The organism is Streptomyces sp. NPDC001920 (assembly GCF_053594495.1).
In genome coordinates this window covers 130907-144596 of record NZ_JBSFEP010000004.1, presented here as the reverse complement: position 1 = coordinate 144596, position 13690 = coordinate 130907, and the positions used below count along the sequence as shown (strand labels likewise).

The 13690-nt window shown below is 71.4% G+C and carries 15 protein-coding genes; 8 read left to right on the top strand and 7 right to left on the bottom strand.

Going from position 1 to position 13690, the window contains the following annotated elements; genetic code table 11:
• The first annotated feature begins 3 nt into the window (after positions 1 to 3).
• Genes ACWCPI_RS08185 through ACWCPI_RS08170 form a run of 4 tightly spaced genes read left to right on the top strand, consistent with a single transcriptional unit; the run spans position 4 to position 2609 of the window.
• The gene (locus ACWCPI_RS08185; protein WP_031485587.1) at positions 4 to 414 is read left to right on the top strand and encodes a roadblock/LC7 domain-containing protein; all 411 of its coding nucleotides are present in this window, start codon (positions 4 to 6) and stop codon (positions 412 to 414) included.
• The gene (locus ACWCPI_RS08180) at positions 411 to 782 is read left to right on the top strand and encodes a DUF742 domain-containing protein (protein ID WP_388805274.1); all 372 of its coding nucleotides are present in this window, start codon (positions 411 to 413) and stop codon (positions 780 to 782) included. Before ACWCPI_RS08185 ends, ACWCPI_RS08180 begins: the two co-directional genes overlap by 4 nt.
• On the top strand, positions 763 to 1368 hold the full coding sequence (locus ACWCPI_RS08175) for a GTP-binding protein (protein ID WP_451037319.1): 606 nt from the start codon (positions 763 to 765) through the stop codon (positions 1366 to 1368). Before ACWCPI_RS08180 ends, ACWCPI_RS08175 begins: the two co-directional genes overlap by 20 nt.
• Positions 1365 to 2609: a cytochrome P450 gene (locus tag ACWCPI_RS08170; protein WP_451037318.1), complete on the top strand. Its 1245-nt coding sequence runs from the start codon at positions 1365 to 1367 to the stop codon at positions 2607 to 2609. Before ACWCPI_RS08175 ends, ACWCPI_RS08170 begins: the two co-directional genes overlap by 4 nt.
• Positions 2610 to 2738: 129 nt before the next feature.
• Here the strand turns inward: ACWCPI_RS08170 and ACWCPI_RS08165 are convergent, their stop codons facing one another.
• The 3 genes from ACWCPI_RS08165 to ACWCPI_RS08155 all read right to left on the bottom strand — a co-directional run bounded on the left by ACWCPI_RS08165 (position 2739) and on the right by ACWCPI_RS08155 (position 8055).
• Positions 2739 to 4247, bottom strand: coding sequence for a hypothetical protein (locus tag ACWCPI_RS08165; RefSeq protein ID WP_451037317.1), 1509 nt, complete (start codon positions 4245 to 4247; stop codon positions 2739 to 2741).
• A gap of 650 nt (positions 4248 to 4897) precedes the next feature.
• Positions 4898 to 6532, bottom strand: a complete 1635-nt coding sequence (locus ACWCPI_RS08160; RefSeq protein ID WP_451037316.1) for an amidohydrolase — start codon at positions 6530 to 6532, stop codon at positions 4898 to 4900.
• 20 nt (positions 6533 to 6552) lie between these two features.
• Positions 6553 to 8055, bottom strand: a complete 1503-nt coding sequence (locus tag ACWCPI_RS08155) for an APC family permease (protein ID WP_451037315.1) — start codon at positions 8053 to 8055, stop codon at positions 6553 to 6555.
• 123 nt (positions 8056 to 8178) lie between these two features.
• Here ACWCPI_RS08155 and ACWCPI_RS08150 point away from each other — a divergent pair, with 123 nt between their 5' ends.
• The 3 genes from ACWCPI_RS08150 to ACWCPI_RS08140 all read left to right on the top strand — a co-directional run bounded on the left by ACWCPI_RS08150 (position 8179) and on the right by ACWCPI_RS08140 (position 9887).
• A complete protein-coding gene (locus tag ACWCPI_RS08150; protein WP_451037314.1) occupies positions 8179 to 8955 on the top strand; it encodes a TetR/AcrR family transcriptional regulator in 777 nt (258 codons plus the stop codon).
• A complete protein-coding gene (locus tag ACWCPI_RS08145; RefSeq protein ID WP_451037313.1) occupies positions 8952 to 9416 on the top strand; it encodes a pyridoxamine 5'-phosphate oxidase family protein in 465 nt (154 codons plus the stop codon). The genes ACWCPI_RS08150 and ACWCPI_RS08145 overlap by 4 nt, the downstream gene beginning before the upstream one ends.
• A 78-nt stretch (positions 9417 to 9494) precedes the next feature.
• Entirely contained in the window at positions 9495 to 9887 is a 393-nt protein-coding gene (locus tag ACWCPI_RS08140) for a VOC family protein (protein WP_451037312.1), read from the top strand.
• 33 nt (positions 9888 to 9920) lie between these two features.
• Here the strand turns inward: ACWCPI_RS08140 and ACWCPI_RS08135 are convergent, their stop codons facing one another.
• Both ACWCPI_RS08135 and ACWCPI_RS08130 read right to left on the bottom strand, forming a co-directional pair.
• Positions 9921 to 10220: a DUF4235 domain-containing protein gene (locus tag ACWCPI_RS08135; protein WP_388805248.1), complete on the bottom strand. Its 300-nt coding sequence runs from the start codon at positions 10218 to 10220 to the stop codon at positions 9921 to 9923.
• Between the two features lie 23 nt (positions 10221 to 10243).
• The gene (locus ACWCPI_RS08130; RefSeq protein ID WP_451037311.1) at positions 10244 to 11257 is read right to left on the bottom strand and encodes a glutathione S-transferase family protein; all 1014 of its coding nucleotides are present in this window, start codon (positions 11255 to 11257) and stop codon (positions 10244 to 10246) included.
• A gap of 139 nt (positions 11258 to 11396) precedes the next feature.
• Here ACWCPI_RS08130 and ACWCPI_RS08125 point away from each other — a divergent pair, with 139 nt between their 5' ends.
• Positions 11397 to 12368, top strand: coding sequence for a cation diffusion facilitator family transporter (locus ACWCPI_RS08125; protein ID WP_451037310.1), 972 nt, complete (start codon positions 11397 to 11399; stop codon positions 12366 to 12368).
• Positions 12369 to 12453: 85 nt separating this feature from the next.
• On the opposite strand, the gene ACWCPI_RS08120 is transcribed toward ACWCPI_RS08125, so the two are convergent.
• Both ACWCPI_RS08120 and ACWCPI_RS08115 read right to left on the bottom strand, forming a co-directional pair.
• A complete protein-coding gene (locus ACWCPI_RS08120; RefSeq protein WP_451037309.1) occupies positions 12454 to 12897 on the bottom strand; it encodes a nitroreductase family deazaflavin-dependent oxidoreductase in 444 nt (147 codons plus the stop codon).
• 96 nt (positions 12898 to 12993) lie between these two features.
• On the bottom strand, positions 12994 to 13620 hold the full coding sequence (locus tag ACWCPI_RS08115) for a LysE family transporter (RefSeq protein ID WP_451037308.1): 627 nt from the start codon (positions 13618 to 13620) through the stop codon (positions 12994 to 12996).
• Between the last annotated feature and the right edge of the window lie 70 nt (positions 13621 to 13690).

Here is a 13690-nt window from a genome sequence, read left to right as displayed (position 1 = left end):
CCCATGACGCAACAGGGAACCGATGTGAGCTGGGCGCTCCGCGATCTGGTGGAGAGCATCCAGGAGATCAACTTCGCCCTCGTGGCCTCCAGCGACGGCAAGGCCATCACCTCCTACGGCGCCGAAGACCCCGACGACGTGGACCGCTTCGCGGCGGTGGTGGCCGGACTGCAGGCGCTGGCGCAGCCGGTCGCCGAGCAGTTCCCCAAGTACGCGGGGCAGCTCAGGCTGGCGATGATCGAGGTCGACGGCGGCCACCTCTTCGTCGTGCGGGCCGGGGTGGAGACCTATCTCGGCGTCCTCGCCCGGGAGGGCCTCGACCAGGGCCTGCTCGGTCATCAGATGAGGGACCTGGCGCGCAGGATGGGCGAGTTGCTCGGCACCACTCCGCGCCTGGAGGAGCACTCTGGATGAGTGCTCCCCGCCGGCCCACGAACCCGTCCGGTCTTGAGCGCTACTACGTCCTCACCCGGGGACGCAGCGGACCGGGCGGTTCGGCGTCGACCCTCGACGTGGCGACCCTCATCGTCTCCCGCACCGCCCCCGCACCGGGGTTGCAGCACGAGCACGAGGAGATCCTCCGGCGCTGCCGTGATCCGCTGTCGGTGGCCGAACTCGGCGCCCACCTCGGATTGCCCTTCAACATTCTCGCGGTGCTGCTGACGGATCTGCTGGAGGCAGGCCACGTCGAAGCCCGTGACCCCATCCCGGCGCACGGTGCCGACCGCGGGCCCGACCTCGCGCTCCTTGAGGAGGTACTCAGTGGACTTCAAAGGCTTTGACCAGCCCGGTGGGCCGGGTGGCGGGGGCACCCGCTCGGTGAAGGTGATGATCGCCGGCGGCTTCGGCACCGGGAAGACCACCATGGTCCGCTCGGTCAGCGACATCAAGCCGCTCACCACCGAGGAGACCCTCACCCAGGCCAGCGCCGACGTCGACCACCTCATCGGCGTCGCCGACAAGACGGAGACCACCGTCAGCCTGGACTTCGGCAAGATCAGCCTCAACGACAGCCTCATGCTGTACCTGTTCGGCACGCCCGGCCAGGAGCGCTTCTGGTTCCTGTGGAACGGCCTGTTCAAGGGGGCGCTCGGCGCGATCGTCCTGGTGGACACCCGCCGGCTCGCCTCCAGTTTCCGGGCCATCGAGGAGATGGAGCGGCAGGACGTCCCGTTCGTCGTCGCCCTGAACGTCTTCCCCGACTCCCAGGACTACCCGGTCGAGGAGATCCGGGACGCCCTGGACATCTCCCCGCACACCCCGATCGTGGCCTGCGACGCCCGCGACCGGGCCTCCAGCCGCGACGTCCTCGTCGCCCTGATACGTCACCTGAAGGAACGCTCTGCCGTCGCACTGGAGTCCCGATGAACGCCCAGCCCTTAAACGATTCCGAGGCGCCCCGCGGTTGCCCCTTCGGCCATGACACCGAGCTCACCCGGCTGTACGGGCCGGAGGCGGCGACCGACCCGCGCGGCATCTACGAGCGGCTGCGCAAGGAGCACGGCTCCGTCGCGCCGGTGCTGCTGGAGGGCGACATCCGCGCCTGGCTGGTGCTGGGCTACCGGGACAGCCGGCGCGTGCTGGACAACCCCCTGCACTTCCCCCGGGACGCGCGGATCTGGCGGGACTGGCGGGAGGGCCGGGTCGCGGAGAACTCGCCGCTGGTTCCGATGCTCGCCTGGCGCCCCGACTGCGTGTCCCAGGACGGGGAGGCTCACCGCCGACTGCGCGGTGCCGTCAGCGACGGGCTGCAGTCCGCCGCCGGCCGCGGTGTGCGGCGTCACGCCACGCACTTCGCCAACAAGCAGATCGACGCGTTCGCTGACTCCGGCCGCGCCGATCTGGTGGCGGACTACGCCGACTATCTGCCGATGCTCGTGATCGCCCGCGTGCTGGGGCTCGCCGAGGCGGAGGGGCGTCGCCTGGTCGAGTCCTGCGCCCAGGTGATGAAGGGCGGCGAGGACGCCGTCATGCACGACGGGGTGATCAGGGAGATCTTCGGTGAACTCGCCGAGCGCAGGCGGTCCGAACCCGGCTCCGACCTGGCCACCGGACTGCTGGAGCATCACGCGGCGCTCGACCACGACGAGGTCGTGGCCCATCTGCGCGCGGTGCTGATCGCCGCACACGTCACGACCAACCTGCTGGCCCGGGTGCTGGAGCTGGTCCTGACCGACGCCTCCCGGCTCTCCGGGCTGATCAGCGGTCAGCTGAACATCTCGGCGGTGGTGGAGGAGGCCATGTGGAACTCTCCGCCGCTGGCCGTCCTGCCGGGGCGCTTCGCCGCCAGCGATGTCGAACTGGGCGGACACCGCATCGAGGAGGGCGACCTGCTCGTGCTCGGTCTCGCCCCGGGCAACGTCGACCCCGAGATCCGGCCCGACCCGAGCGTCTCGGTGCAGGGCAACCAGGCGCACCTGGCGTTCGGCGCGGGCCCGCACGAGTGCCCGGGGCAGAACATCGGGATGTCCATCATCGAGATCGCGGTGGACGTCCTGCTGCACCGTCTGCCGGGTCTGCGCCTGGCCGTGCCGCCGGAGGAGCTCACCTCGACCGCGTCCACCTGGATGTCCCTGCTGGACAGCCTGCCGGTCGAGTTCGACGTGTAGGCCCGCGGATGCCGCTGCCCGTCCGGGCAGCGGCATCCCCCGGAGGAGCGGGGCCGCGGCATCGGCCCGACGCCGGGGGAAGGACGTTCCCACCGGCGTCCACCGGATGTCCGGAACAGAACCGAGGCGTCAGCCGTCGAGCCAGTCGCCTGCGACGTCCGCGGGACGGTGTCCCATGGCGTTCCAGAGGAAATGCGGGTGGGCGCAGCCGAACATGTAGGCGAGCAGCGCGGTGTCCTCCCTCCCGGTCCGAGGCACGTTCAGGGCATGGAAGAACTCGGATCCGACCACGCCGGAGTCCTCTTGGATCTCCCGAGCGCGAGCCGTGGACGCTTCGGCGCCGGATGCCTCCACGGCGGCGATGTACGTGCGGCTCAGGATCTCCCATGTGCTGTCGGTGTCGCCGTGCCAGGGGCCGTGCAGTGCCTCGAAGGCACGGAGCTCGGCGTCGAACAGAGGCCATGCCTCGGGGGACCGGGCCCGGCAGCGTGCGGACAGCTCGGCGGTCCGGGCGCTCAGAGCCGGTGCGGTGGGCCGCGGGGCGATGGTGAGGGTGGCGCCGTGGGTGAGGATACCGGTGCAGGCGTTGGGCTGCAGGTCGCACAGCGGGCACTCCTGGGCCGGGGGGAGGCCCGCGGTGATGCCGTCGAACCACAGGCCGTGGCGGCCCGTGAGCCCCAACCAGGTGATGGTGCTGGGCATCAGCCAGGTGTTCCACATCCGGGTGTGCGCCTCGGGCATGCAGCCGTACTTGACGAGGGCGATGGCGCAGGCGGCGTAGAGCGTCTTGGTGTGGGTGGGCATGTCGGCGAGCCAGAAGTTGCTGATCTCGCCGGTGAGGGCGTCGGCCCGTACGTCGACCATGTCGTCGACGACGCGGCACAGCAGCAGGGAGGCGAGGTGTTCCTCCTGCCAGAGCTCGGTGTCGGGGGAGACGTGCCAGAACAGGCAGTCCATCATCTGCAGGAGTGAGTAGGTGCTCTGACTGAGCGGGTTCGTCTGGGGGAGTACGACGCTGCCCGCGTGGTGCTGTTGCAGCCAGTACTCGTCCGCGGATCGCTTGTGGGCCGCGTAGAGCCCGCAGACCAGGGCCCGTGCGGTGTTGGTGCTGAAACTCTCGGCCAGGCGGCCTTCTATGAGTTGGGTGAGGTGCGTGGTGTCTATGGTGTCGATCACGCGTTTGTATTCGTGGAAGAGCAGGATGTCGTCCTCGAAGCGGTGGCGGTAGCCGAGGTCTCGTTCGCAGTCGTTCAACTGCCGGGCCAGGACCCATCCACCGGTCAGGACGCTGTCGAGTTCCCGGTGGTACGGCCAGGTCTTGACGGTGAGGGGGCGACCGGCGCTCTGTCGCCAACCGTAGTCGGCCGGCGTGCGTGCGGGGGACGTGGGCAGCCGGCGGCACAGAGAGCAGGAGCAGCCGGCTGTCCGCTCCTCGTCGCGCGGCGGCGTGAGCGCCCGGCTCCTCCAGGCCCCTTCCAGCATCGCGCACGTCAGTCGGCAGACCTCGATGTCGGTGCTGACTTGAGGGAAGGCCGCTTCGATCACGCGCAGGCTGGCGTCGAGCCGCCTCAACCTGGCGTGGCCCTCCTCGTCGGGCGGGAGGAACGCGCGTGGCGCCGACCGGAGGGCTCCCTCCACACGCAGCGTGGTGCTGGAGCGGGGGGATCCGAGTGCCCCCAGCCGCTTCTGAGCGGCGTTCTCGCCATCTCGGTACTCATCCGTGCACCCGCTGATGTGTTTCGCGAAAAGGCGGGCCAGTGCGTTCCCCGCCTCCTCCGGCCGGAGCCCGGCGCCCGGCCGCGTCGGGGGCGAGCTCTCGGCGGACGTCCTCGGACCACCGCCTAGGACTCGAGATTTCACACCGGTCTCCCTTCAAGCTGTGGTCCTGGCAACGGAATCGAGCGGCCGTGGTCGTCGGCCGGTCGATGCCGGGAAAGGGGAGCGGGTCGCCCCAGTGCCGCTCGGAGGACGAACCGCGCTGTACCCGCTCGGTTCTCGAACGCGGCGAGCCGCTCGCCGACGGCAGACGCGTCCGCGACACCGCCGGCGGTCACCCCCGAACGGCCCGCCCTCGTCGAAGGGAGATCGAACCGGACGTCCTGCGGCATGCGTTTCCTCTCGGGAGACGGCAGCGCAGAGTCCCCCCGCCTCTGCGCGCGGGCGGTCACCGTGACCACCCGCGCGCTCGAACTGGATTTCGTCATACGAAAGTTGAAGCGACAAGCGGTACCAGGCTGCCCAGAGCGTAAATGATCTACGCGTAACCGGACCGTGATCTCCGTTACTGCTCAGCCACCGTGAGCTGCGTATACTCGCGCGCCCCCGACGTAAGTGATAGCTACACGGGTCTCCGCGATCGCCTCGACCGGCCCGTCGAACGGATCGCGGTCCAGGACCACGAGGTCCGCCAGCGCTCCGACCCGGACCTCGCCCGTGTCGTCGAGGTGGTTCACATGGGCCGCCCCGGACGTGTAGGCGCTCAACGCCTCGGCGAGTCCGATCCGTTCGCCGGGCAGGAACACCGGCGTGTCGCTCGCGCCCGGCGCCACCCGGTTGACCGCCACATGGATGCCGTGCAGCGGATCGGGGCTGCTCACCGGCCAGTCGCTGCCCGCCGCGAGCCGGGCGCCGGAGCGCAGCAGCGCGCCGAACGGGTACTGCCACGCGGCACGTTCGGGACCCAGGAAGGGGATGGTCAGCTCGTCCATCTGCGGTTCGTGCGCGGCCCACAGTGGCTGGATGTTCGCGACCGCCCCGAGCCGGGCGAAACGCGGCACGTCGACGGGATGGACGACCTGGAGATGCGCCAGGTGGGGCCGCGTGTCGCTCGGCCCGTTGGCGGCACGCGCCGCCTCGATCGCGTCCAGCGCGTCGCGTACCGCCCGGTCGCCCAGCGCGTGGAAGTGGCACTGGAAGCCGAGCGCATCCAACGCGGTGACGTACGTGGGAAGTTGCTCGGCGTCGATGAAGGCCGTGCCCCGGTTGGCCGTGGCACACCCGCACCTGTCGAGGTAGGGGTCCAGCAGCGCCGCGGTGCCGGTCTCGGCGATGCCGTCCAGCATCAGCTTGACGCTGCCCGCGCGGAACCGGCCATGGCTCAACGCCTGACGCCGCTCGACCAGTTCGGGTATCTGCTCGGCTCCGCGCTCGCGGTCCCACCACAGCGCGCCGACGACACGCGCGGTGAGCGAGCCGTCCCGTGCGGCCGCCAGATACGCCTCCGAGGGGTCGTCCATACCGAGGAACGACCCGACCAGCGCGTCCTGCCAGGCGGTGATCCCGAGCGCGTGCAGATGCCGCTGGGCGTGCAGCAGGGCCGCCACCCGGTCGGCCGGAGTGGCGGCCGGGGTGAGCCGTCCCACCAGCTGCATCGCCCCCTCCTGCAAGGTGCCGCTCGGCTCACCGGAGGCGTCCCGGTCGATCCGCCCGTCAGCCGGGTCGGGCGTGTGGCGCGTGATGCCGGCGAGTGCGAGGGCACGGCTGTTGACCCAGGCGCCGTGATGGTCGCGGTTGGGCAGATACACCGGCCGGTCGGGCACCACCGCGTCCAGCAGATCCCTCGTCGGCGTACCGCCCTCGAAGGCATCCATCGACCAGCCGCCACCGGTGATCCACTCCCGCTCGGGGTGCGCGTCGGCGTACGCGCGCACCGCGGCGACGGTTTCGCCGGCCGTCTTCGCCTCCGTCAGATCGCACTGGGTGAGCTCCAGTCCGGCCGGCACCGGATGCACATGCGCGTCCTGGAAGCCGGGCAGCAGCAGCCGCCCGGCGAGATCCACCACCTCGGTCCGTGGCCCGGCGAGATCGTGCACCTCCTCGCGCCCCACGGCCGTGATGCGGTCGCCGGTGACGGCCACGGCGGTCGCGGTGCGGCCCTCGGGGGTGAGGACGGGACCGCCGGTGAAGAGCAGATCTGCGTGCATGTTCCGTTTCCTGGTCGGGGTCATCGGGAGGTGGCGAGGAGCTGCGGCGCGTCGGCGTCGGTGCCCTTGCCGGTGCGGAAGTACGGCGACCTGCGCACCCACCTGGCCCACGCGGCGGCCACGAAGCCCGACACGATCATCGCCAGGGGGGTGGCCAGCAGGAACCAGCCGTTGTCGGCGCTGACCTCGAAGTGGTCGGCGGAGGTGTAGAAGGACCAGCCGAGGTAGCCGCCGAGGCCGAGGAGGGCCGCCGCGCTGAGCACCGGCAGCACCACCGCCCGTACGCCCTGCCGCCAGTCCTCACGCAGGAGCGAACGGAAGCGCACGGCGGCCGCGAGGGCGGTGAGCGCGTACGACAGGGCCACCACGATGCCGACGGCGCTCACCGTCGCCATGATCATGTCGGCGAGCCGCGGGATGACCAGCGCGAGTGCCGCGACCGTCGCCGCCAGCGCGCCGATGAGCACCGTGCCGGCGGCCGGAGTCCCGTACCGGGGGCTGACCTTGGACCACACCGGCCCGAGCGTACGGTCCCGGCTCATCGCGAACATCGCCCGTGCCGTCGGGATCACCCCGGCCTGCAGCGAGGCCACCGCCGAGAACATCAGGGCGATCAGGGGGAGCGCAGCCCACGGCTGGGACGCCAGCCGCTCGCCGAAGAAGGCCAGGCCCTCGGCGCCGTGACCGACCAGCTCCTCCTCGGACAGCACCCGTTGGAAGGCGACCGAACCGAGCAGGAAGAGGGCCAGCATGGTGAACAGGGTGGTGAGGCCGGCCCGGGAGGCGTCGCGCGGGTCACGCACCTCCTCGTTGACGCTGAACGCCGACTCGAACCCCCAGTAGCAGAACACCGACAGCAGCAGCCCCTGCGCCAGCGCCGTGGCCGACGGGATGGCGAACGGGTCGAACCAGCTAAGGCTGAAGTCGTGCGGGCCGGTGACGATGCCGTATCCGCAAAAGCCCAGCAGGACGACGTACTCGAAGACCAGCAGTCCCGCCTGGAGCCGCGCGGCGGTGCGGATGCCGGTCACGGCGGTCAGCGTGACGGCGATCAGGACCAGGACACCGACCGCCGTGGTCTGCGCGGTCGAACCCGCATCCAGGGCGAGGCCGCCCAGCCGGCGCACTCCGGCGTCGCCCGCCAGCTGGATCAGCGCCGATCCGGTGACCGCAGTGGTGTAGGCGAGGAACGCCACCACGGCCACGATGTTCACCCAGCCGACCATGAAGCCCAGCCACGGGGTGAGTGAACGGCCCACCCACACATAGCCGTTGCCCGCGTTCGGCTCGACGCGGTTGAGCCGCGCGTAGGCGCCCGCGATGCCGAGGACCGGCAGGAACGCCAGCAGCATGATCGCCGGCAGATGCAGGCCGACCACACCGGCCGTGACGCCGAGCCCGATACCGATGCTGGTGGTCGCGGCCGTGCTGGAAGCGGCGATGGCGACGCCGTCCAGGACACCGAGGGACCTGCGCAGCGCGGGCTGCGCGGGTGGGTCGACTCTGTCGTGCTTGCCGGGCATGGCGGTCTCCGCTCGCACCGGGGGCCTGGGCGGCCCCGATGAGCGGACATGAAACTGCCGGGGGGCTTAACAGGTCAACGGTGTTGTCATAAGGTGCGGGCACCGCCGACAGGGAGGCAGTCCATGACCGAGCGCGTCGTCCCGCCCGGCGCCCGCCGTCGCAGGCGCCCCACCAAGCAGGGCGTCGTCCTGTCCGAGGAGCTGATCGTCGAGACGGCCCTCAGGCTCATCGAGGAGCACGGTGCCGACGCCCTCTCGGTGCGCCGCCTCGGCCGCGCCCTCGGCGCCGACCCCAGCTCCCTGTACCGGTACTTCCGGCACACCGACGACCTGATGCTCGCCATCGCCGACGAACTCATCGGCCGTACCCTGCGCACCTGGCGCCCCTCCGGCGACTGGCAGGCCGATCTGCGCGACCTCGGCCTGCGCATGCACGCCGGTGCCCTCGCCCACCCCCGTGCGGCGGTGCTCAGCTCGTGCCGGGTGACCGGGCGGGCGTACGAGATCCAGGCCGTCGAGACCATCCTCGGCGTGCTGCGCGGTGCCGGGTTCCCCGACGGCGAGGCGGTGCGGATCTACCACGCGTTCGTCGACCAGGCCCTCGCGCACGGCGCCCTCGACTCGGCGAGCGCGGCGATGCCCGAGGCCGCGCGGACAGCGGAGACGGCCGTCTGGCGGGCGACGTACGCCCGGCTGCCGGCCGGCACCCACCCGCACATCGCCGCCACCGCCCGGCACCTCGTGGCGGAGATGCGGCACAGCTCCTACCCGGCTGTCCTGGACCTGCTGCTGCGAGCCGCGGCGGCCCGGCTCACCGAACTCCGTTCCGGGCCCGTCAACCCGCCGGCCACTATGGACACCCCGTCAGATCCGTCTCACAAGGAGGCCGTTCACCGATGACCCCGCCGCCCCCGCGCACTGCCGAGCAGCGCAAGCAGGACACCCTGCACCGTCTGGAGCACGACGAGGACGTGTGGGTCGCCACGGCCGACGCCGGAGGGGGAGTGCCGTACCTCGTCCCGCTCTCCTTCCGCTGGGACGGCTCGACGCTGCTGCTGGCCACGCCCGCGGCCGGCCCGACCGGCCGGAACCTGGCAGCGACCGGCAGAACCCGCCTGGGTATCGGGCCGACCAGGGACGTCGTCATGATCGAGGGCACGGTCGACACGATCCCCCTGGCGGAGCTGGACCCGGAGGAGGGTGACCTCTTCGCGGCGAAGACCGGCTTCGACCCACGTCGGCTGACCACGCGCTACCTGTACTTCCGGGTCCGGCCGCTTCGGGTGCAGGCCTGGCGGGAGGCCGACGAACTGGACGGGCGGGAACTGATGAGGAACGGGCGGTGGCTGGTGGCGGACTGAAACGGCCTGGCCGGGACACCCGGAGGGAACAGGGCGCGGGGCAGGACCGTGCCGCGCCCAGGACACTCCGGAGGAGCCATGCCATTGGTGAAAGCGGGCTTCGTGGTGCTCGACTGTGCCGAGCCCGAGAAGCTCGCCGTGTTCTACACGGAACTGCTGGAAGGCGAGCAGACCGACGCGAGCGCCAACCTCGTCGAGATCAGGGGTGCGGACGGAACCCGGATGGCGTTCCGCCGCGACATGAACGCCACTCCGCCGAGCTGGCCGCGCCCCGAGAACTCCCTCCAGGCCCATCTGGACTTCGTGGTGGACGACCTGGACGAGGCCGAGCGCAGGATCGTCGGGCTCGGCGGCCGTCCGCTGGAGGCGAAGGAGGCGCCGGGCCCGTACGAGGAACGCGGGTACGCCGACCCGGCCGGCCACTCCTTCACCCTGCGCCGCATCGCGGCCACGGCACCGAAGCAGGGCTGAGGCCCGTCCGGCCGGTCCGGCGAGGAGCGCTCCTCAGTCCCGTCCGCCCTTCTCGCTGACCGGCCACACCCCCGTCGAGCGTTCGATGGCCTTCGCACCCGTGCGGTCCGCGAGGCTGCGGGCCATCGCGAAGAGGGCCCCCTGGACCGCGGCCGCCAGCAGGATCTCCCCCCAGCCGCGGTCGCGGTCCAGGGCGTCGGGGGCGTCCTCCTCGTGCCGGATCGCCATCCACGTCTTGCGGAAGGCGAGCCCCGCCAGCGCCCCGCTCGCCCAGCCCAGTGCGAACCCCACGGGCTTGTAGGCGAGCGGGAGTGTCATCTTCTTCTTGGCCATGTGTGTCTGTGCCTCCTTCATGCTCAGGGCCGTCCCTGTTCCGGGACCCGCTCGGACCCGGGAACCGGCCCGGGTGGCGTGCCGTCACCGAACGGCCTGCCACCCAGCTCCTCACGACGATGCGGTGTCAGCCAGCCCGACAGATCCGGCCCGAGGGGCACGATGCCGGTCGGGTTGATGCCGCTGTGCACCTGGTAGTAGTGCCGTTTGATGTGGTCGAAGTCGACGGTGTCACCGAATCCGGGCGTCTGGTAGAGATCGCGCGCGTACGCCCACAGGACCTGGTTCTCCGTCAGCTTCCAGCGATTGCACTTGAAGTGACCGTGATAGACGGCGTCGAAACGCACCAGTGTGGTGAACAGCCGGATGTCCGCCTCCGTGATCGTCTCACCGACCAGGTATCGCCGGCCGGCCAGCCGCTCGGACAGGAGTTCCAGCCGCCGGAAGAGCCGTGTGCACGCCCCCTCGTACTCCTCCTGGCCGGTGGCGAAGCCCGCCCGGTACACACCGTTGTTGACGTCCTCGTAGACGTCGGCCGTCACGGCGTCGATCTCGTCGCGCAGCGCCGGCGGGTAGAGATCGGGCGCCCCCTCGCGGTGCAGGGCCGTCCACTCGGTGGCGAGGTCGAGCGTGATCCGCTGGTAGTCGTTGGTCACCAGCCGCCCGCTCGGCACGTCCACGATCGCGGGCACGCTGACGCCGCCCGGATAGTCGCTTTCACGCTTGTCGTAGGCCTCGCTGAGGAAGCGGATGCCGAGGACCGGGTCGCGTCCACCCGGGTCGAGGGAGAACCGCCAGCTGCGGTCGTCCTGGATCGGGTCGGCGATCGCCATCGGCAGGGCGTCCTCCAGCCCGAGCAGCCGACGCGAGATCACCGCCCGGCTCGCCCACGGGCAGGCACGGCTGACCACCAGCCGGTAGCGGCCCGCCTCCACGGGCCAGCCGTCCCGGCCGTCCGCGGTGATCCGGTCGGTGAAGTGGGCCTTCGACCGCTGGAACGATGTCCGCCCGTACGCGGTGTTGCCCCCGCCGCTCATGATCGGACTCCTCTCTGACGTACGCCCTCTGCCGTAGCCGGGTTCCCCGTCTTTCCGGGCCCCCGCTGTACCGACGGGTCCCCCGATTTACGCCGACGGCACGGGTGTGAGCCCGATCGGCCGGGGCAATCAGCGTGGAATGACCGACACGCCCAAGGAACCGAAGACGGATCGCAGGACCCGAGTGACCGTGCTGGTGGCCCTCGTGGCCAACCTCGTCATCGCGATCGCCAAGACCATCGGCGGCCTCCTCGCCCACTCGCCCGCCCTGCTGTCCGAGGCGGCCCACTCCGTGGCGGACAGCCTGAACGAGGTCTTCCTCCTGGCCGCGCTGCGCCGCAGCCGACGCCCCGCCGACAGCCGCCACCCCTTCGGCTACGGCAAGGAACGCTTCTTCTGGTCGTTGCTCGCGGCCGTCGGCATCTTCGTGATGGGCGGCTGCTTCTCCTTCTACCAGGGCGTGGAGGCCCTGCACGGGGGAGCGGAGGAGTCGTTCGGCGGCTATGTGGCGGGCATGATCGTCCTCGGTGTCGCCCTGGTGGCCGAGGGAGTGTCACTGCTGCGCGCCCTGCACCAGGTGCGCCGGCAGGGCGGCTTGGGCGACGGACTGCGCGACCCGGCCCTGCGCACGGTGGTCGCCGAGGACGGCACGGCGGTGCTGGGCGTGACCCTGGCCCTCGCCGGCATGGCGCTGCACATGGTCACCGGGCAGGTCGTGTGGGAGGCGTCCGCCTCCCTCGCGATCGGCGCGCTGCTGGTGTACGTCGCCTACCGGCTCGGGCGTGACGCCCGTGACCAGCTGATCGGGCAGGCCGCCGACCCGGAGGCCGCCGCCCGGATCCGTGCCCTGCTCCAGGCACAGCCCGAGATCGACAGCGTGGAGGCGCTCTTCACGATGCAGACCGGCCTGGAGACGGCTCTGGTGGCCGCCCGCGTCGACCTGGTGCCCGGCCTCGACAGCGAACAGGTCGAGGAGGTCGCCGTGCGGATCAAGCGGTCCATAGCCCGTACCGTCGCCGAGGCGGACCAGATCTTCCTCGACGTGACCGAACGCTCCGCCTGCGAGGCACAAGGAAGCCCCGCCGCGACGGGGGAGCGCGGCGGGGCCTGACGCACGTGTGCCCGACGAACGCGGGTTCATGCGCCCTGAGGGAAAAAATTCCGGGAAACCGGTGCAGCACGTGTTGCCGGGCCGCTCAGTCCTGGTCGAGCGGCTCCAGCACGAAGACCGGGATCACCCGGTCGGTCTTCTTCTGGTAGTCGGCGTACGCCGGGTACGCCGCGACGGCACGCTCCCACCACCGCGCCTTCTCCGCACCGGTGACCTCGCGGGCCCTCATGTCCCGCTTCACCGGCCCGTCCTGCAGTTCCACGAGCGGTTCGGCCTTGACGTTGTGGTACCAGACCGGGTGCTCGGGTGCCCCGCCGAGCGAGGCCACCGCGGCGTAGCGGCCCTCGTGCTCGACGCGCATCAGCGGCGTCTTGCGGATCTTGCCGCTCCTGGCCCCCCGGGTGGTGAGCAGGACGACCGGCATTCCCTGCATGGTCGTCCCCCTGGTGCCGCCGGAGCTCTCGTACAGCTCCACCTGGTCGCGCACCCACTTGGTCGGGCTGGGCGCGTACTCGCCGTCGAGAGGCATGTCGTCGGTCCCGTCGTCGTGATCTGTCGGCTGACGTCGATCCTCAACACCGGGGCGCGTGGGATTCATCCTGCGGGCCCCCGGACGCAGGTGCGGCTACCCGAGCATCCGCACGGCCAGCGCAAGGATCACGCCGCTCGACACCAGCGCCGTCAGCAGCCGCCCCCGATGCCCCGTCAGTACCCGCCCCAGCAAGGCCCCGCCGCCGGCGAGCAGCAGTTGCCAGCTCGCCGACGCGGCGAACGCCGCCAGCACGAACACGCCCTGTTCCAGCGGCGACACCGGGTCCGTCGCCCGGGTGCCGAGGACGAGCGCCGTGAAGTAGACGACGGTGGTCGGGTTGAGCACGGTGATGCCGAGCAGCGCCAGGTAGGCCCGCGCCGGGCTCGGGGGAGGGGGTGCCGAGCGCGGGGCGGCGAGCCGGTGGTCGCGGTAGTGGCGTACGGCGACGACGGCGCCCCTCACCGCGAGTACGGCAAGGACCAGGGCGGACGCCCAGCGCAGCGGCATCAGGACCGGGCGCAGCGCGGGGGCGAGGGCCGAGCCTCCCAGGGCGGCCACGAGGGCGTAGAGCCCGTCCGCCGTCGCGACGCCGAGCGCGGCGCAGATCCCGGTCCGCAGGGAGGTGCGGGCGGTGAGGGAGACGAGGTAGGTCGCGACCGCGCCGACCGGGACGGCGATGCCGTACCCGGCGAGCAGGCCCGCGACGAGTGCGGCGGTCACGACGTGCGGAGCGTGGGCCTCCGGGGGACGCCGGGCTGCTGCTGGTACCGCGCCGGCAGGGGGGCGGCGG

Excerpts from the sequence above, each read along its gene's own strand:
- ACWCPI_RS08135 (WP_388805248.1), bottom strand. The coding sequence starts at position 10,220 with ATGGCCAAGAAGAAGATGACACTCCCGCTCGCCTACAAGCCCGTGGGG.
- ACWCPI_RS08185 (WP_031485587.1), top strand. The coding sequence starts at position 4 with ATGACGCAACAGGGAACCGATGTGAGCTGGGCGCTCCGCGATCTGGTG.
- ACWCPI_RS08170 (WP_451037318.1), top strand. The coding sequence starts at position 1,365 with ATGAACGCCCAGCCCTTAAACGATTCCGAGGCGCCCCGCGGTTGCCCC.
- ACWCPI_RS08150 (WP_451037314.1), top strand. The coding sequence starts at position 8,179 with ATGACCGAGCGCGTCGTCCCGCCCGGCGCCCGCCGTCGCAGGCGCCCC.
- ACWCPI_RS08120 (WP_451037309.1), bottom strand. The coding sequence starts at position 12,897 with ATGCCTCTCGACGGCGAGTACGCGCCCAGCCCGACCAAGTGGGTGCGC.
- ACWCPI_RS08130 (WP_451037311.1), bottom strand. The coding sequence starts at position 11,257 with ATGAGCGGCGGGGGCAACACCGCGTACGGGCGGACATCGTTCCAGCGG.
- ACWCPI_RS08180 (WP_388805274.1), top strand. The coding sequence starts at position 411 with ATGAGTGCTCCCCGCCGGCCCACGAACCCGTCCGGTCTTGAGCGCTAC.
- ACWCPI_RS08140 (WP_451037312.1), top strand. The coding sequence starts at position 9,495 with ATGCCATTGGTGAAAGCGGGCTTCGTGGTGCTCGACTGTGCCGAGCCC.
- ACWCPI_RS08145 (WP_451037313.1), top strand. The coding sequence starts at position 8,952 with ATGACCCCGCCGCCCCCGCGCACTGCCGAGCAGCGCAAGCAGGACACC.
- ACWCPI_RS08125 (WP_451037310.1), top strand. The coding sequence starts at position 11,397 with ATGACCGACACGCCCAAGGAACCGAAGACGGATCGCAGGACCCGAGTG.
- ACWCPI_RS08160 (WP_451037316.1), bottom strand. The coding sequence starts at position 6,532 with ATGCACGCAGATCTGCTCTTCACCGGCGGTCCCGTCCTCACCCCCGAG.
- ACWCPI_RS08155 (WP_451037315.1), bottom strand. The coding sequence starts at position 8,055 with ATGCCCGGCAAGCACGACAGAGTCGACCCACCCGCGCAGCCCGCGCTG.